This window comes from Streptomyces sp. NPDC001508, assembly GCF_040298665.1.
Taxonomy (GTDB): Bacteria; Actinomycetota; Actinomycetes; order Streptomycetales; family Streptomycetaceae; genus Streptomyces.
In genome coordinates this window covers 1-17,765 of the sequence record NZ_JBEPAP010000021.1, presented here as the reverse complement: position 1 = coordinate 17,765, position 17,765 = coordinate 1, and the positions used below count along the sequence as shown (strand labels likewise).

At 71.4% G+C, this 17,765-nt stretch carries 13 protein-coding genes; 5 read left to right on the top strand and 8 right to left on the bottom strand.

Features of this window, described 5'->3' with window-relative positions; all coding sequences use genetic code 11:
- From ABT245_RS20150 to ABT245_RS20125, 6 genes are all read right to left on the bottom strand, one after another.
- Positions 1-1,827, bottom strand: a complete 1,827-nt coding sequence (locus ABT245_RS20150) for a branched-chain amino acid ABC transporter permease (protein ID WP_351735392.1) — start codon at positions 1,825-1,827, stop codon at positions 1-3.
- 5 nt (positions 1,828-1,832) lie between these two features.
- Entirely contained in the window at positions 1,833-2,765 is a 933-nt protein-coding gene (locus tag ABT245_RS20145; RefSeq protein ID WP_351735390.1) for a branched-chain amino acid ABC transporter permease, read from the bottom strand.
- Positions 2,766-2,879: 114 nt separating this feature from the next.
- Positions 2,880-4,115, bottom strand: coding sequence for a branched-chain amino acid ABC transporter substrate-binding protein (locus ABT245_RS20140; RefSeq protein ID WP_351735388.1), 1,236 nt, complete (start codon positions 4,113-4,115; stop codon positions 2,880-2,882).
- A gap of 550 nt (positions 4,116-4,665) precedes the next feature.
- The gene (locus tag ABT245_RS20135; protein WP_351735386.1) at positions 4,666-4,959 is read right to left on the bottom strand and encodes a hypothetical protein; all 294 of its coding nucleotides are present in this window, start codon (positions 4,957-4,959) and stop codon (positions 4,666-4,668) included.
- A gap of 254 nt (positions 4,960-5,213) precedes the next feature.
- Positions 5,214-5,705 carry a hotdog fold thioesterase gene (locus ABT245_RS20130; RefSeq protein ID WP_351735384.1) on the bottom strand — a complete coding sequence of 164 codons (492 nt, stop codon included), beginning with the start codon at positions 5,703-5,705 and terminating at the stop codon, positions 5,214-5,216.
- Positions 5,706-5,786: 81 nt separating this feature from the next.
- A complete protein-coding gene (locus tag ABT245_RS20125; protein WP_351735382.1) occupies positions 5,787-8,066 on the bottom strand; it encodes an FdhF/YdeP family oxidoreductase in 2,280 nt (759 codons plus the stop codon).
- Between the two features lie 223 nt (positions 8,067-8,289).
- On the opposite strand from ABT245_RS20125, the gene polA reads away from it, so the two are divergent.
- Both polA and ABT245_RS20115 read left to right on the top strand, forming a co-directional pair.
- Complete coding sequence (gene polA / locus ABT245_RS20120) at positions 8,290-11,016, top strand: DNA polymerase I (protein WP_351735380.1); 2,727 nt, start codon at positions 8,290-8,292, stop codon at positions 11,014-11,016.
- 867 nt (positions 11,017-11,883) lie between these two features.
- Positions 11,884-12,297 (top strand): hypothetical protein, encoded by a 414-nt coding sequence (locus ABT245_RS20115; protein WP_351735378.1) that lies wholly within the window; start codon positions 11,884-11,886, stop codon positions 12,295-12,297.
- Here the strand turns inward: ABT245_RS20115 and ABT245_RS20110 are convergent.
- Positions 12,212-13,072: a DUF4184 family protein gene (locus tag ABT245_RS20110; RefSeq protein WP_351735376.1), complete on the bottom strand. Its 861-nt coding sequence runs from the start codon at positions 13,070-13,072 to the stop codon at positions 12,212-12,214. The two genes, ABT245_RS20115 and ABT245_RS20110, sit on opposite strands and share 86 nt — an antisense overlap.
- Positions 13,073-13,378: 306 nt before the next feature.
- Here ABT245_RS20110 and ABT245_RS20105 point away from each other — a divergent pair, with 306 nt between their 5' ends.
- The 3 genes from ABT245_RS20105 to pgfA all read left to right on the top strand — a co-directional run bounded on the left by ABT245_RS20105 (position 13,379) and on the right by pgfA (position 16,446).
- Positions 13,379-15,088 carry a lytic transglycosylase domain-containing protein gene (locus tag ABT245_RS20105; protein WP_351735374.1) on the top strand — a complete coding sequence of 570 codons (1,710 nt, stop codon included), beginning with the start codon at positions 13,379-13,381 and terminating at the stop codon, positions 15,086-15,088.
- 205 nt (positions 15,089-15,293) lie between these two features.
- On the top strand, positions 15,294-15,428 hold the full coding sequence (locus tag ABT245_RS20100) for an SPW_0924 family protein (protein WP_351735372.1): 135 nt from the start codon (positions 15,294-15,296) through the stop codon (positions 15,426-15,428).
- 25 nt (positions 15,429-15,453) lie between these two features.
- Positions 15,454-16,446 carry a cell envelope lipid trafficking protein PgfA gene (pgfA, locus tag ABT245_RS20095; RefSeq protein WP_351735370.1) on the top strand — a complete coding sequence of 331 codons (993 nt, stop codon included), beginning with the start codon at positions 15,454-15,456 and terminating at the stop codon, positions 16,444-16,446.
- A 69-nt stretch (positions 16,447-16,515) separates the two neighbouring features.
- Here pgfA and ABT245_RS20090 read toward each other — a convergent pair.
- Positions 16,516-17,765 (bottom strand): ATP-dependent helicase C-terminal domain-containing protein (locus ABT245_RS20090; RefSeq protein WP_351735368.1); only part of this gene is annotated, 1,250 nt, incomplete at its 5' end.

The following is a 17,765-nucleotide window of genomic DNA, read 5'->3' as shown; positions in this document are numbered from 1 at the left end:
TCAGGCCCCTGCCTTGGTGAGGACGGCGGGCGCTTCGGCCTCTGCGTGGAATTCGAGCCGGCGGCGCCGGTCGGGGATCAGGCCCTCCGGGCGGAAGCGCATCAGCAGGATGAGCGCGACACCGAAGGCCAACAGCTGGTACTCGCCGAGGAACTGGAGCTTGTTGGGGATCAGGAACAGCAGGGACGCGCCGATGAGCGGCCCGCTGATCGTGCCCATGCCGCCGAGGACCACGGCGGCCAGCAGGAACGCCGAGTTGGGCGGGATGGGGCCGGCGAAGAGGTACTGCTCCGGGGTGACCGTGTAGGTGACGTGGGCCTGGACCGTACCGGCGAGACCGGCCAGCGAGGCGCCGACGGCGAACGCGATGAGCTTGACGCGGAAGCCGTTGATGCCCATGGCGAGGGCCGCGGTCTCGTCCTCGCGGATGGCCACCCAGGCCCGGCCGATGCGGGAGTCACCGCTGCGCCGGAAGACCAGCACGACGACCGCGGTGATGACCAGCATCAGGAAGAAGTAGTTGGCGAACCGGCCGATGGTGAAGCCGCCGACGTCGTGCGGGGTGCCGAAGTCGAACCCGAAGATATTGAGGTTCGGGATCGAGGAGATGCCGTTGGAGCCGTTGGTGAGATCGGGACCCGAGGTGCCGTCGAGGTTGTTGGCGGTGATCCGGAAGATCTCACCGAAGCCGAGGGTGACGATGGCGAGGTAGTCGCCGCGCAGCCGCAGGGTCGGGGCGCCGATGAGCACACCGAAGACGAGGGAGGCGGCGGCGCCCACCAGGACGGCGGCCCAGAACGGGAAGTGCACGTCGAACGGGGAGCTGGGCGAGCCGGAGACCAGGGCCGCCGCGTAGGCGCCGACGCCGAGGAAGGCCACATAGCCGAGGTCGAGCAGGCCCGCGAGGCCGACGACGATGTTCAGACCGAGGGCGACGGTCCCGAAGATGAGGATGTACACGCCGACCGTGGCGTACTGGTCGTCGGTCTGGGTGAAGGGGAACAGGGCCGCCGCGACGAACGCGCCGACCACGGTGATGTTCTGGTGCCGGGAGGTGATCTGGGACGCCTGGGCGATCAGCCCCGCCTTGTTGAGCGCGGCGAAGCCGAACCCGGCCGTGATCAGGAAGCCGACGAACAACTCGTCGTACGAGGTGCCGATGCCGTAGGTGAAGACGGTCAGGCCCAGGGCGAGGATCGCCACGATGATCAGGATCTCGACGTACGACGGCAGTGTGCCCACGGGGCGGGCGGTGCCGCCGGTGTAGGAGGCCCTGAGTGTCTGCCACCCGTGGGCGAGACGGTGCTTGGCGCGCGCCCAGCCGGATTCCTCCGGGTCGAGCGGGTCGGGCTCGGGCCGCTCGAACGGCAGCGCGTGCGCCCCGAGGAGCGCGATCAGGGAGGCCGCGGCCACGAGATAGCCGCCGGGCTCCAGGTTGACGACGCCGCCGAGTTCGGCGCTGATCGCGATGACCGTGTACCAGGCGGTGCCGAAGGCGGCCAGCGAGGCGAACCTGAGGGCGCCGCCGCCACCCGCGGGCGTCAGCCGGCCGAGGCCCTTGACCTCGTACGAGGCGAGGCCGAACAGCGTGGTCAGCGCCCCGGCTATGAGCACCAGGACCTGGAGGCCGCCGGGGTAGCCGTTGACGGTCAGATCGCCGGGGAACTCGGACGTCCAGGTCCAGGCGAGGAACGGCGAGACGACGGTGAGGGCGCCGCCGCCGGTGGCGAGGGCGCGCGCGACGGGCGCCGGCATACCGAGGGCGCCGCGTGTGCGGCCGGCGACGGGGGCGCTGGGGGTTTCGGGTGCGGTGGTCTGTGTGGTCATCGGTGTCACGCCCTGTCCGCGACGCGCTCGCCGAGCAGGCCCTGCGGCCTGAACAGCAGTACGAGGATGAGGAGTACGAAGGCCCAGACGTCGGCCCATGACTGGCTGCCGAACTTGTCCATGCCCGGGATGTCGGCGATGTAGGCGGTGGCCAAGGTCTCGGCGACGCCGAGGACGACACCGCCGATCATGGCGCCGTAGATGTTGCCGATGCCTCCGAGTACGGCGGCGGTGAACGCCTTCAGGCCGAGGATGAAGCCCATCTTGTAATCGATCTGACCGTACTTCAGGCCGTAGGCGACACCGCCGACCGCCGCGAAGGTGGCCCCGAGGGCGAAGGCGATCACGATGATGCGGTCGGTGTTGACGCCCATGAGCTTCGCGGTGTCCGGATCCTGGGCGGTGGCCTGCATGCCGCGTCCGGTGCGCGTCTTCATGACGAAGTAGGCGAGGACGGCCATGCTGACGGGCGCCGCGGCGATCAGGAAGATGTCGCCCGGCTGGATCGTGACGCTGCCGATGTGGAACGGGCCGCCGTGGATCTGCGGGAAGGTGCGCGCGGACTTGGCCTCGGGGTACCAGGCCCAGACCGCCTGCTGGAGGGCCAGGGACAGACCGATGGCGGTGATCAGCGGAGCGAGGCGGGGGCCGCCGCGCAGCGGGCGGTAGGCGAGCCTCTCCGCTCCCACCGCGACGAGTACGGAGACCAGGATGGCGCCGATGAGCATGAGCGGCAGGGCCACCCACATGGTGGTGCCGTCGGGCAGCACCCACAGATGGACCGAGAGGGCCCCGAAGGCGCCGGTCATGAAGATCTCGCCGTGGGCGAAGTTGATGAGCTGGATGATGCCGTAGACCATGGTGTAGCCGATGGCGACCAGCCCGTACATGGATCCCAGTAGCAGGCCGTTGACCAGCTGCTGCGGCAGTTCGTTCACCGCATGTCCTCCGAGACGTTCGATGTTTCGACGGATGACGGATGGAGCCGGATGCGAGTCCGCGCGGGGCGCCAGTGGAACAGCGCCCCGCGCGGCTCGTGTGGTCCGGGCGGATCAGCCGGTGTAGGTACCGGACTTGACCGGCACCCAGTCGCCGTTCTTGACGGCGTACACGGTGAGCTGCTTGTTGGTCGCGTCACCGTACTCGTCGAAGGAGACCTTGCCGGTCACCCCGTCGAAGGAGACGTCCTGCATGGCCTCGGTGACCTTCGCGCGGGCGTCGGACGGCAGCTTGCCATCGTTGTCCTCGACGACCTTCTTCACGGCCTCGATGATCGCCCAGCCCGAGTCGTAGGAGTAGCCGCCGTACGCCTCGTACGCCTCCTTGTAGCCCGCGGACTTGTAGTTGGCGACGAACTCCTTGGCGGAGGGCAGCTTTTCGACCGGGGCGCCGACCGAGGTGGCGAGGTCGCCGGTGGCGGTCGCGCCGGCCAGCTTGATGAAGTCGGCGCTCTTGATGCCGTCACCGCCGATCACCGGGATCTTGGCGCCGGCCGCCTTGATCTGCTTGCTCAGCGGGCCGGCCTGCGGGTACTCGCCGCCGTAGTAGACGACGTCGGCGCCCGAGTTCCTGACCTTGGTGGCGATCGCGGAGAAGTCCTTGGTGTCCGGGTTGATGTGCTCGCTGCCGGCCACGGTGCCGCCGAGCTTCTTGAACTCGTCGGTGAATGTGGCGGCGAGGCCCGAGCCGTAGGTCTTCTTGTCGTCGATGACGAAGACCTTCTTCTTCTTGGCGTCGTTGAACAGGTACCGCGCGGCGAACGGGCCCTGGATGGCGTCCGTGGTCGCGGTGCGGAAGTACGACTTGTACGGACGCGACTTCGACGTCTGCCAGTTGGCGCCCTGGGTGAGGGCCGGGGTGGTGTTGGCCGGCGAGACCTCGACCAGCTTGGCGTCGTCGAAGACCTTCTGCATCGACTCGGCCACCGACGAGTTCAGCGGGCCGACGACCCCGAGGACGGACTTGTCGGCGACGAGCTTGGTGGCGTTCTGCTGGCCCGCGGAGGGCTGCACCTGGTCGTCGAGGGCCTCTGTCTTGAAGGTGATGCCCTTGACGTAGTCCTGCTTGTTCGCGGTCTTGGCCGCGAGGTCCACCGAGTTCTTGATGCCGAGGCCCAGCGCGGACAGGTCGCCGGTCAGCGGGGCGTCGACGCCGATGACAACGGTGGTGCCGCCACCGTTGCCGGAGTCGGAGCCCTTGTCGCCGCTGTCGCGCGAGCCGCAGGCGGTGAGGGTGAGTGCTCCCGCCGCCAGCGCGGCGGTGATGGCGATGAGCGAACGTTGACGCACGATCCATCCTTTCCCCTGGCACGACCGCATCCCCGTGGAAACGGTCGAGTCGCACGCTGGGCCGGTAACACAATCCGACAGTGCGGTGACTGGCCGTGACTCTAGGCCCGGCGCGAGGAGAGGGGAGAGAGTCTGGTCAAGGCTGTGACGCTCTTGTTATGACCTAGGTAATGGAGAGCGGTACACGGTGTGGGGAACGCGCGAATTAAGGCCGATTCGCCCCCTCCGTATCGTGAGAACCCGCAGGACCCGCCCTGGGTCTGTTCAGGCGGCTCAGGTGTTTTGGTGATTACTGGATCTGTTGCGGCAGGCAACTCGAAGGGCTTCTGGGATTTCTGTGCATATCGTGACTCATGATGAAACTGTGGGCTTGCATTGCACACGTATTACGCAGAGTTACTTCCGGAAAAAGAAGTCCGGCGTCCCTCGATATTTTTCCGCATTCCGTCACGTGCATGGTTATCGTGATCTTGCGGGGAGAGCCCGCATTTGCCCGGAAAGGCGCCCCCGGCGCCTTGACGCGCCCCGAAGGGGGGCGCGGGGCTGTGTATCAGCCATGCGGCCCCGCCGCGCGTGCGCGACCAGCCACGACGCTGCCGCAGCCGCACGACGGCGCATTACGGCCCCCCTCGGCGGAGCGCGCCTGACGGCCCATCAACTCATCGGCCGTCGAGGGGCCTTGACGCCGCTCGACGGCACGCGCTGCGGCCACGACGCGCCGCACGATCTCGCATTGCCCGTTGGACAGTCCCCTCGACCGGTGGTCGCCGTAGGCGCCGTCGTCGAGCACCTGCCGTGACCAGTGGGCGACGATCCTGGCGCACAACTCGGCGTCGGAGGTCACCGACGGAACCGCCGATCCGGCCGACGTCACCGGGGCTGACGGGGCGGTCGGCGCCGAAGCCCCGGCCGGGGGACGGGCAGTGGTCCCCGGGCCGCCGGGCCCGCCACAGCCGGCCGCCGACAATCCCGGCCGCCGACGCCGGCCCGACCCCCGGTGCGGATGCGGTCACCCCCGCGCGGGGGCCTCCTCGCCGGCCCATGAGCCGAAGTCACGGGCCCGAGCGGCGGGGTTCAACGGCTCGGCGCGGGCAGCCGTCAGCCCTGCGCGGGACGGACCCGGGCCTCGTCGTCGGCGTTGACCTCCCGCAGCAGACAGGTCAGCCGGGCGGTGCACACCCGCCGACCCGCCTCGTCACTGAGCACGATCTCGTACGTCGCCGTGGTCCGCCCCCGGTGCAGCGGCGTTGCCACCCCGGTGACCAGGCCCGACCGCACACCCCGGTGGTGCGTGCAGTTGAGATCGACGCCCACGGCGATCTTCGAACTGCCCCCGTGCAGCATCGACCCCACCGAGCCCAGCGTCTCCGCCAGCACCGCGGACGCGCCGCCGTGCAGCAGCCCGTACGGCTGGGTGTTCCCCTCCACCGGCATCGTCCCGACGACCCGCTCCGCCGACGCCTCGAGGATCTGCACGCCCATCCGCGTCCCGAGATGGCCCGCGGAGAACAGGGCCGGCAGATCCACCCCGAGCGCGGCGTACTCGTCGACGATCTCCTGCGGGAACTTCACGTGCTGCTGCTCGCCCATCGACCAGGCTCCGTTCGTCGTGATCCGCTCGCTGGAACTCCGCTGAACCGGGGGTGCCCCCGGGGCGCAGTCCGGGGAAGCTCAGTCGGTTGCCGATTGTTCCAGACGCACCACGACGGACTTGCTGGCCGGGGTGTTGCTGGTGTCCGCCGTGGCATCCAGCGGCACCAGCACATTGGTCTCGGGGTAGTACGCCGCCGCACAGCCCCGCGCGGTCGGGTAGTGCACGACCCGGAACCCGGCGGCCCGCCGCTCCACGCCGTCCCGCCACTCGCCGATCAGATCGACGTACGACCCGTCGGCCAGCCGCAGTTCGCGCGCGTCCTCGGGGTTCACCAGCACCACCCGGCGCCCGTTCCTGATGCCCCGGTAGCGGTCGTCCAGGCCGTAGACGGTGGTGTTGTACTGGTCGTGCGAGCGGATCGTCTGGAGCAGCAGACGGCCCTCCGGCAGCTTCGGGTACTCGATCGGCGCCGCCGTGAAGTTCGCCTTCCCCGTGGCCGTCGGGAAGCGGCGTTCGTCACGCGGGGCGTGCGGCAGCGCGAAACCGCCGGGCCGGGCCACGCGCGCGTTGAAGTCCTCGAAACCGGGGATCACGCGCGCGATGCGGTCCCGGATCGTCGCGTAGTCCTTCTCGAACTCCTCCCAGGGGACCACGCTGTCCGCGCCGAGCACCCGGCGCGCGAGCCCGCACACGATCGCCGGCTCGGACAGCAGCCGCGGGCTCGCCGGTTCCAGCCGGCCCCGGGAGGCGTGCACCATGCCCATGGAGTCCTCGACGGTCACGAACTGCTCGCCGGCCCCCTGCAGATCACGCTCGGTGCGGCCCAGAGTGGGCAGAATCAGCGCACGCGCGCCCGTGACCACGTGCGAGCGGTTGAGCTTCGTCGACACGTGCACGGTCAGCCGCGCGCGCCGCATGGCCGCCTCGGTGACCCGGGTGTCGGGGGACGCGGAGACGAAGTTGCCGCCCATCGCGAAGAAGACCTTCGCGTCGCCGTCGCGCAGGGCCCGGATCGCGCGGACCACGTCGTAGCCGTGCTCACGCGGCGGGGCGAAACCGAACTCCTTCTCCAGGGCGTCGAGGAAGGCCGGGGCGGGCCGCTCGAAGATGCCCATCGTCCGGTCGCCCTGCACGTTCGAGTGGCCGCGCACCGGGCACACGCCCGCGCCCGGACGCCCGATGTTGCCGCGCAGCAGCAGGAAGTTGACCACCTCGCGGATGGTCGGCACGGAGTGCTTGTGCTGGGTGAGACCCATGGCCCAGCACACGATCGTGCGCTCGGAGGCGAGCACCATCGCCAGCGCCCGGTCGATCTCCGCGCGCGTGAGGCCCGTCGCCGTCAGCGTCTCGTCCCAGTCGGCGGCGCGGGCGGCCGCGGCGAACTCCTCGTAGCCATGGGTGTGCTCACGGACGAAGTCCTCGTCGACGGCGCCCTCGGCCTCCAGGATCAGCTTGTTGAGGAGACGGAAGAGCGCCTGGTCGCCGCCGATGCGGATCTGCAGGAACAGATCGGTCAGCGCGGCCCCCTTGAGCATGCCCTGCGGGGTCTGCGGGTTCTTGAACCGCTCCAGGCCCGCCTCGGGCAGCGGGTTGACACTGATGATCCTCGCCCCGTCGGCCTTGGCCCTCTCCAGGGCCGAGAGCATCCGCGGATGGTTCGTCCCCGGATTCTGGCCGGCCACGATGATCAGATCGGCCTTGTACAGGTCCTCCAGCAGGACGCTGCCCTTGCCGATGCCGATGGTCTCGGAGAGGGCCGAGCCGGACGACTCGTGGCACATGTTCGAACAGTCCGGCAGGTTGTTCGTGCCCAGCTCCCGCGCGAACAGCTGGAAGAGGAACGCGGCCTCGTTGCTGGTGCGGCCCGAGGTGTAGAAGACGGCCTCGTCGGGCGAGGACAGCGCGGCGATCTCGTCGGCGACGATGCCGAAGGCGCGCTCCCAGGAGACCGGCTCGTAGTGCTCGCCGCCCTCCGGGAGGTACATGGGGTGCGTGAGCCGCCCCTGCTGTCCCAGCCAGTAGCCGCTGCGGGCGGCCAGATCGGCGACCGGGTGCGCGGCGAAGAACTCCGGGGTGACACGGCGCAGCGTGGCCTCCTCGGCCACGGCCTTCGCGCCGTTCTCACAGAACTCCGCCGTGTGCCGGTGGTCCGGCTCGGGCCAGGCGCAGCCCGGGCAGTCGAAGCCGTCCTTCTGATTGACCCGCAGCAGGGTCAGCGCGGTGCGCTTCACACCCATCTGCTGCTGCGCGATCCGCAGCGTGTGCCCGACGGCCGGCAGCCCCGCCGCCGCATGCTGGGGCGCGCCGATCCGCGGCGCGTCCTGGACCGGATCACCCTTCGGCGGTTTCGTCGCCACCGCGCGCTCCCCTCGACGACTGCATCTGTGCGCTCGCATTCGATACTCCCACGCGGCGGTGACAACCATCGAGGCCGGTCGCAGGCCCCGCCCGCGGCCCCGGCCCGCGCCGTGCGACGTCTGTTGCCCGCGCCGTGCGACATCTGTTCCCCACCGTCGCGCGACCGCGGTCGGAGCGCGGGGCCGGGGCCGGTTGTCAGTGGGGCGTGGCAGGATCGGGTTCGTGGCAGAGACAGCATCGAAGAAGACCGACAAGACCTCCGGCGGTAACCGTCCCCGGCTCATGCTCATGGACGGGCACTCGCTGGCCTACCGCGCGTTCTTCGCGCTGCCCGCGGAGAACTTCACGACCGCGACGGGCCAGCCGACGAACGCGATCTACGGCTTCGCGTCGATGCTGGCCAACACGCTGCGCGACGAGGCGCCCACGCACTTCGCGGTGGCCTTCGACGTCTCCCGCAAGACCTGGCGTTCGGAGGAGTTCGCCGAGTACAAGGCGAACCGCTCCAAGGCCCCGGACGAGTTCAAGGGCCAGGTCGAGCTGATCGGTGAACTGCTCGACGCGATGCACGCCCCGCGCTTCGCCGTCGACGGGTACGAGGCGGACGACGTGATCGCCACACTCGCCACCAGCGCCGAGGCCGAGGGCTTCGAGGTGCTGATCGTCACCGGTGACCGCGACTCCTTCCAGCTGGTCACCGAGCACACGACGGTGCTCTACCCGACCAAGGGCGTCTCGGAGCTGACCCGCTTCACCCCGGAGAAGGTCTTCGAGAAGTACACGTTGACGCCCGCCCAGTACCCCGACTTCGCCGCGCTGCGCGGCGACCCGTCCGACAACCTCCCGGGCATCCCCGGCGTCGGCGAGAAGACGGCCGCCAAGTGGATCAACCAGTTCGGTTCCTTCGCGGAACTGGTCGAGCGCGCCGACGAGGTCAAGGGCAAGGCCGGGCAGAACCTCCGCGACCATCTGGAATCGGTCAAGCTCAACCGTCGGCTCACCGAGCTGGAGCGTCAGGTGGAGCTGCCGAAGACGGTCGCCGACCTGGAGCGCATCCCGTACGACCGCAAGAGCGTCGCGCTGATCCTGGACACCCTGGAGATCCGCAACCCGTCCCTGCGTGAGCGGCTGTTCGCCGTCGACCCGGGCGCCGAGGAGGCCGAGACCACCGTGGTCGCGGTCGGCGGCGTGGAACTGGACGGCGCCGTGCTCGGCACCGGAGAGCTGGGCCCCTGGCTCGCCGAGCACGGCACACGGCCCCTGGGCGTCGCCACCGTCGACACCTGGGCGCTCGGCACCGGCTCGGTCGCCGAGGTGGCGCTCGCCGCGGCCGACGGGCCCGCCGCCTGGTTCGACCCGTCCGAGCTGGACGAGGCCGACGAGAACGCCTTCGCGGCCTGGCTGGCGGACGCGGGCCGGCCCAAGGTCCTGCACAACGCCAAGGGCGCCATGCGGGTCTTCGCCGAGCACGGCTGGAGCATCGACGGCGTCGACATGGACACGGCGCTCGCGGCCTACCTGGTCAAGCCGGGCCGCCGCTCCTTCGACCTGGACGCGCTGTCCCTGGAGTATCTGGGCCGTGAGCTGGCGCCCGCCGCCGCGGCCGACGGCCAGCTCGCCTTCGGCGTGGACGACGCCGCAGAGGCGGAGGCGCTCATGATCCAGGCCCGCGCCGTCCTCGACCTGGGGGAGGCGTTCGAGGGCCGGCTGCGGGAGGTCGGCGCGGCGGACCTGCTGCGGGACGTCGAACTGCCGACCTCGGCGCTGCTCGCCCGCATGGAACGGCATGGCATCGCGGCGGACCGGGCCCATCTGGAAGCCATGGAACAGATGTTCGCGGGAGCCGCGCAGCAGGCGGTGAAGGAGGCCCACGCGGCGGCAGGGCACGAGTTCAACCTCGGCTCGCCCAAGCAGCTCCAGGAGGTACTTTTCGGCGAGCTGGCACTGCCGAAGACCAAGAAGACCAAGACCGGCTACACCACCGACGCCGACGCCCTGGCCTGGCTCGCCACCCAGACCGAGAACGAGCTGCCGGTCATCATGCTCCGCCACCGCGAGCAGGCGAAGCTGCGCGTCACGGTCGAGGGGCTGATCAAGACGATCGCGGCCGACGGCCGTATCCACACCACGTTCAACCAGACCGTCGCGGCCACCGGCCGGCTCTCCTCGACCGACCCGAACCTGCAGAACATCCCGGTCCGCACGGACGAGGGCCGCGCGATCCGCCGTGGCTTCGTCGTCGGTGACGGCTTCGAATCCCTGATGACCGCCGACTACAGCCAGATCGAGCTGCGCGTGATGGCCCACCTGTCCGAGGACGAGGGCCTGATCGAGGCGTTCACCTCGGGCGAGGACCTGCACACCACGGTCGCCTCGCAGGTGTTCTCGGTGGGCCGCCTCGCGGTGGACGCGGAGATGCGCCGCAAGATCAAGGCGATGTCCTACGGCCTGGCGTACGGGCTGTCCGCCTTCGGTCTCTCCCAGCAGCTGAACATCGAGGCGGCCGAGGCCCGTGCCCTGATGGACACGTACTTCGAGCGGTTCGGCGGGGTGCGGGACTATCTGCGCCGCGTGGTGGACGAGGCGCGGGCGACCGGCTACACGGAGACGCTGTTCGGGCGCCGCCGCTATCTGCCGGACCTCAACAGCGACAACCGTCAGCGCCGCGAGATGGCCGAGCGGATGGCCCTGAACGCGCCGATCCAGGGCACGGCGGCCGATATCGTCAAGATCGCCATGCTCAACGTCGGCCGGGCGCTGCGCGAGGCGGACCTCACCTCGCGCATGCTGCTCCAGGTCCACGACGAAATCGTCCTGGAGATCGCCCCCGGCGAGCGCGACGCCGTGGAGCGGATCGTCCGCCGCGAGATGGCCGACGCCGTCCAGCTCAGGGCTCCCCTGGACGTCTCCGTCGGCGCAGGCCCCGACTGGGAATCCGCAGCCCACTAGGCCGTTTCTGACGGCTCTTGGGCCCGCCCCGGTGCGGTTGAGGGCGAGCCTGACAACAATCAGCGATGCCCGCCCAGGAGCCCCCAGCAAGCCCCCACCGACCCCCTCCCCACCGACCACCCCCAGCCCTCAGCCGCCCCAGGTCTGAGCCGCACCCGAAATCCCAGCCGCCCCTAAATGTCTGCCGCCCCCATGCCTCAGCCGCCTCCAGGTTTGGGCCGCCCCGAGATCTCAGCCGCTCCCAGCTGTCAGCCGCCCTCATGCCTCAGCCGTCCCCCAGGTCTGAGCCGCACCCGAAATCCCAGCCGCTCCCAGCTGTCAGCCGCCCCCATGCCTCAGCCGTCCCCCAGGTCTGAGCCGCACCCGAGATCTCAGCCGCTCCCAGCTGTCAGCCGCCCCCATGCCTCAGCCGTCCCCCAGGTCTGAGCCGCACCCGAGATCCCAGCCGCACCCAGATATCCGCCGCAACGGCGAGCAACCACGACGGCGCATGACGGCGGTGCCGAACTCACCGCTCCGACTCTCACCAGCCAACCCGTACCCCCCGGCGCCGTCGGCCAGCTCGCACCCCCGCCGCCATCAAGCACCCCGCACAACCCGGCGCCGCCGGCCAACCCGCACCCCAGCCGCCATCAAGCACCCCGCATGACCCGGTGCCACCAGCCAACCCGCACCCCTCGGCGCCGCCGGCCAACTCGCACCCCAGCCGCCATCAAGCACCCCGCACGGCCCGGCGCCGCCAGGCACCCCGCACGGCCCGGTGCCGGCAAGCACCCCGCACAACCCCGGCCAAGCCCCGCAGGGCACCGTCACTCACGTGGCCCCCGCCAGAACGCCCCCGCCCCGCCCGCCCGTAAGGATGCGGGCATGGGTATACGCATGCTCCACCGCCGGACGGCACAGGCGTGGATCACGGCCAGGGCGGACACCGCCACGGCCCCGTCCTTGCCGCCCCCGCAGGTCCCGGCCCTCGCGGCCGACGCAAGCACCGCCCGCATCCCCACCGCCTCAAAGACGACGGTGCGCAAGGCCGTGAAGGACATCGGGCGGCGACTCGGGGGGCCCGCCCCCCGCCGCGATCCGACGCCGCGCTGGCGCCACTGGACCGAGCTGGCCCGCAGCTACCTCGCGCTGCTGCTCACCCTGCTCCCACGGCCGCGCCCGCCCCGCACCATCACCGTGTTCGTGGCCACCGTCACCGAGCGACCGGCCGGCTCCGCTCCGTCCCGTCCCCTCCGGGACCGGCGGGAACCGGAACCGGGACCGGACGCCACGCCCTGACCCTCAGGGCGCACACCACAAGCCCCGGCACAAGCCCCGCGCCGGCCCCGAAACACACCGCCGGCACCAGCTCCCAGGGCCGCGCCGTGGCGCGCCAGTACGCCCACCAGCGGACCGCACGCTCCACCGCCGCGACCATCGCGCAGCCACCGATCACGGCACCGGCCCACCACCGGTCCCGTACGGACAGGACCGGCACCCCCACCGGTTCGCGCGCGGGCGCCCGCCGTACCGCGCGCAGGACGAACGCGGCGATCACGAGCGCGGCCAGCGCCGAGCCGCCGTACTGCAGGTACCAGTACAGCGGCGCGCCCGCCAGGTCCCGGTCGAGCGCCGGGACCAGCCGTGTGCCCCAGCGGCCGTGGTGCGTGAACGCGTCCCACCCCACATGGGTCAGCGCACCGAGGACGGCGGACACGTACCACCACGCCACCGTGGCCGGCCGCACGCGCGCGCGTGGCGCCCCGCACCGAAGCAGCGCCGCGGCCGGTGCCCGGTACGCCCGTGGCAGCAGCGCCACCAGCGGCTCGCGCACCAGCAGCCACAGCCCCACGAGCGCCCACGCGGTCAGCACGTCGACGCCGAGGACGCCGCCCAGCGAGTGCGTGACCGCCCCGAACCGCATCGCGTCCGGCAGGACGCTCGCCGCGTAGAAGGTCATGTCGGGGGCGAAGGACCCGGCGACGAGCACCGCGGGCACCAGCCGCCCCCGCCCGGTCCCGTCCGCGCGCACCGCGGGCAGCACGGCGGCGGCGTGGCTGAGAGTGAACGGCAACGAGGGCCCCCTGAAGCGGTCGTCGGCCGCTGCGCCGACCCAGTGATCGCGTCTGCCAAGTATGGGGGACTTCCGCCACCGCAACGGCATATGGCCAACCGGTGAAAACCGGGCTGCAACGGGTGCCCGAGCAAAGCCAGTTGCCGTAGGGTCACCTGGGTCGCCGCCGTGACGCAGGGCCGGACGGATCACCGGGCGTACAGGCACGGCGCAGCGGGGCAACCACTGCCCCGGGTCAACCGTCACAACAGAGCGAGCAGGCAGTCGGAGACGGGCGCCGGGGCGTCCACGGGAGGGGTTCACTCTATGGCGGCGCATTTCGGCAGGAGGCTGCGTAAGGGGGCGGCGACGACCGCGGCGGCCGCGGCGGCGGTCGCTGCTCTCTCGGCGTCCCAGGCCCCGGGCGGTACGGCCGACCCCGACCAGCGGGCCGCCGCGGGCACCAGTGCCTCCGCATCGGAGAAGGACACCGAGCACAACGCCACGGGCAACTCGCCGTACTACACGGACCTGCCGCCCCTCAACAGCCCGAGCCCCAGCCCGTCGTCGAGCGCCGGTACCCCGGTCACCCAGGGCGATACCGAGGCCGGCATACCGGCCACCGTGCTGGACGCCTACAAGAAGGCCGCGGCGAAGCTGCGCTCCGCCAAGCCGGGCTGCAACCTGCCCTGGGAACTGCTCGCCGCCATCGGCAAGGTCGAGTCCGGCCAGGCCCGCGGCGGCCGGGTCAACGCGGACGGCACCACCCTGAGCCCGATTCTCGGCCCGCAGCTCGACGGCAACGGCTTCGCGCTCATCAAGGACACCGACAACGGCGAGTACGACGGCAACAGCCTGTACGACCAGGCCGTGGGCCCCTTGCAGTTCATCCCGTCCACCTGGGCCTGGGCGGGCCGCGACGGCAACGGCGACGGCAAGAAGGACCCCAACAACATCTACGACGCGGCGCTCGCGGCCGGCCACTACCTGTGCCGCTACGGCTGGGACCTGTCGGTGCAGGCCGACCTCGACCGGGCGATCCTCAGCTACAACAACTCGCAGGACTACCTCAACACCGTCCTGTCGTGGCTGGAGTACTACCGCAAGGGCATCCACTCGATCCCGGACGGCACCGGCCGGCTGCCCGGCAACCGCAGCGACGGACCGGACCGCGTCGACCCCTCGCCGTCGCCCCAGAAGCCGGGCGGGTCGACGCCGAAGCCGCCGAAGCCGAGCGACACCCCCAAACCCCAGGAACCGTCCCCGCCGAGCACGCCGTCCCCGCCGGCCACGCCTGCCACGCCCACCGACACGGTGGACCACCTGGCCGACGCGGGCACCGCCCGGCTCTCCGCGATGGCCGGCGACACCTTCACCAAGAAGATCAGCACACGCGCCGAGACCAAGGCCGACGCGGCCGTCGGCAAGGTCCGTGTCCGGTTCACCCTGATCGGTGACACCGACGCCACCTTCGCCGGCGGCGAGCGCGTCGCCACGGTCGCCACCGACAGCAAGGGCGTGGCCGTCGCGCCGGCGCTGAAGGCGGGCCAGAAGACCGGCGACTTCGCGGTCCGGGCCGCCGTGGTGGGCCGCCCGACGGTCAAGGCCCTCGACTACACGGCGACGGTCACCGCACGCGCGGCCGACGCCCTGGCCCGCACCGGAGAAGCCCCGCTGACCTGCCCGGCCGGCGGCGAGTTCGCCGACCAGGTCACCGTGAAGGCCACGTACCAGGGCGCGGTCGCGGACGGGGTCGCGGCCACCGCGACCCTGGTCACGTCGGCGGACGACCCCTCCGCCAACGACAAGGGCCCCTACTTCAAGGACGCCGACGGCAACGCCGTGCGCGCCCTGAGCGGCCTGGTGACCGACGCGAACGGCCAGATCACGCTGCCCAAGCTGTACGCGGACGACACCACGGGCACGTTCCTGCTGCGGATCACCACCACCGGCGGCGCGACGCTGACCGTCGAGCTGACGGTGACCGCGGCCGAGAGCCCGTCCGCCCCGTCGCCGACCGCCTCCGCGACGTCGTAACGGCCGCAGACAGCACGCTCCCTGCGAGGGCGCCCCTCCGCTTTGTACGGAGGGGCGCCCTCGTCCGTGTACGACGTGTTCTCATCTCGCCCTCCCGTTGCTACGGTGCCGGACCTGACGAGCCATCAGTTCACGATGTCCGGCCGGAGTTGTGCGAAGTGCCCGCTCCGTGCCCGGCTGTTCCGACCGTCCGGGGAGGCCCCGTATGCGTGCCCTGATCGCCGCCGCGACCGGTCTCGTCCTCGCGTTCGCCGTGGTCCTCGCCATCACCGTCATGGGCCTGCCGGACGGCAGGACGTCCCCGAAGCCGCTGCTGACGACCGTGCCCGCACACCCGTAACCGCCCCTTTGGGAGGGAGGCCGAGATGCGCCGCAAGGCCGGCCTGGTCCTGCTCGCCCTCGCCGTGTTCTTCGCGGCGCTGTCCCCGCTGGTGCGCTGGTACGCCTTCCCGCGCCTGGCCAAGATCCCGCCGAACCAGTACCAGGACATGGTCCTGGAGGCGAAGGGCGCCACCCTCCTCGACTACGGCACGATGAAGGCACGGAAGGTCTCCGAGGTCACCATCGTGCAGACGCTCAAGGGCAATGTGGAGGCATCGAGGAAGGTCGAGCGGACGGCGGGCCGGGACGTGGTCGTCTGGGACGGCCTTTCCTACGTCCGGGGCCCCGACGGCAAGACGGTCTCCGAGATCCCCGAACGCTACATCTTCGACGCCCACTCCCAGGAACCCGTCCACGCCACCGGCGAGATGGTCGACGGCGACCCGGTCCGACGCGACGGCATCGAGTTCAAGTGGCCCTTCCTCACCGAGAAGCGGGACTACGAGTACTTCGACGCGCAGACCCGCACCACCAGCCCCATCCACTACCAGGGCACCCGGAACTTCCGCGGGCTGCCCGTCTACCTCTTCGAACAGACCGTCCCCTGGACCAAGGTCCGCTTCCCCAAGTCCCTGCCCGTCGAGGGCATCACCCCGGAGTCGGTCGCCAAGACCGGCACGACCCGCTGGTACACCACGGTCCGCAAGTTCTTGGTCGAGCCCGTCACCGGCGCGCCCGTCTACGGCGAGGAGATCCACAAGGAGGAGCTGCGCGGCGGCACCCTGCTCGGCGGCCGGGACCGGGTGACGGCGTTCGCCGGCCATGTGAAGATGCGCGAGGACTACATCGCGCACACGGTGTCCCTGGTCAAGCACAACCGGACCGTCGTCCTGCTGCTGACGTCCCACCTGCCCTGGGGATTCCTGTCCCTCGGCGTCCTGCTGCTCGCCCTCTCCCTCTGCCTGGAGGCACGCGGCCGCCGACCGGAAGAACCCGCGCGGGCCGACGCGTCCGAACCGGAGCCGGTCGGCGCCTGAACCGGTCAGTTCCTGAGCCGGTCGGCGCCTGAACCAATCGGTTCCTGAGCCGGTCGGTTTCCGGGCCGGTCAGCGCCTGAGGCGGGCGTTGGTGTGCCGGGTCGGCTCGGCCGTGGCCGGGTCCTCGGGCCACGGATGCCTCGGGTACCGACCGCGCAGCTCCGCCCGCACGCCCCGGTAGCCGTCCTTCCAGAAGGAGGCCAGGTCGGCGGTGACCGCGGCGGGCCGCCCGGCGGGGGAGAGGAGATGCACCAGCAACGGCACCCCGGCGACGGCCGGCGACTCGTGCAGCCCGAACATCTCCTGCAGCTTCACCGCGAGGACGGGTTGTTCCGGGTTGCCGTAGTCGATCCGGATCCGGGACCCGCTGGGGACGGTGATCCGTTCCGGGGCCAGCTCGTCCAGGCGCCCGGCCGTGCCGTCCGCCCACGGCAGCAGCCGCGCAAGCGCCTGCCCGGCGTCGATCCGTGCGAGGTCCGCACGGCGCCGGGCCCGCCCCAGCTCCGGCTCCAGCCACTCCTGCACGCGCGCGTGCAGAGCATCGTCCGACACATCCGGCCAGGGCTCGCCCAAGTGCCGCCGCAGAAAGGCCAGCCGCTGCCGCAGCACGCCCGCCTCCGCGGACCACTTCAGCAGTCCCAGCCCCTCCTGGCGCAGTCCGTCCAGCAGTGCCTCGCGCACCAGGGCGGGCGCGGCGTCCGGCAGCGCCCGCACGGCAAGCTCCACGGCGCCCAACCGCTCGACCCGGCGCGCCACGACGTCCCCGTCGGCCCAGCGCACCTCGTCGTGCCCGTCCAGCAGCGCCCCGCCCGCGAGCCGGGCCACGTCCTCGTCCACCACCGCCCCGAGCCGCACGCGCGCGTGGCCCTTGCCCACGGGGCGGTCCGCGGCGGCGACGGCGAGCCATGCGCAGCCGCGCAGCGCCGAACCCTCAGCGGCCTCCGCCCGCGTCCCCGACACCATCAGCCACGACCCGCCGGACCACTGCCCCACCCGCTCGGGAAACGCGAGAGCGGCGACGACACCCGCGGCCCGGTCCGCGCCGGACCCCGCCGGGCCACCCGACCAGGCCGGCGGCGACGTCACGGGCGGTGCGGCAGCGTCGACCGTGCCGGGCTCGGTCGTCGCCGGGACCGGGCGGCCGGACTCGGCGGCGACGGCCCGCAGCCGTTGCACCTCCGCCCGCCACCGGCCCGCGTAGGCGTCGCCGCCGCGCCCCGCGGTCCGCACCGCGCCCGCGAGATCGTCGCCGTACGCCCGCGGCGCCTCCTCGCTCAGCAGCGCGACCACCTTTGCCGCCCGCTCCGCGCCCACCAGCG

Coding starts and splice junctions, on each gene's coding strand:
- ABT245_RS20100 (WP_351735372.1), top strand. CDS start 15,294: ATGCGTGCCCTGATCGCCGCCGCGACCGGTCTCGTCCTCGCGTTCGCC.
- ABT245_RS20105 (WP_351735374.1), top strand. CDS start 13,379: ATGGCGGCGCATTTCGGCAGGAGGCTGCGTAAGGGGGCGGCGACGACC.
- pgfA (WP_351735370.1), top strand. CDS start 15,454: ATGCGCCGCAAGGCCGGCCTGGTCCTGCTCGCCCTCGCCGTGTTCTTC.
- ABT245_RS20115 (WP_351735378.1), top strand. CDS start 11,884: ATGGGTATACGCATGCTCCACCGCCGGACGGCACAGGCGTGGATCACG.
- ABT245_RS20130 (WP_351735384.1), bottom strand. CDS start 5,705: ATGGGCGAGCAGCAGCACGTGAAGTTCCCGCAGGAGATCGTCGACGAG.
- ABT245_RS20150 (WP_351735392.1), bottom strand. CDS start 1,827: ATGACCACACAGACCACCGCACCCGAAACCCCCAGCGCCCCCGTCGCC.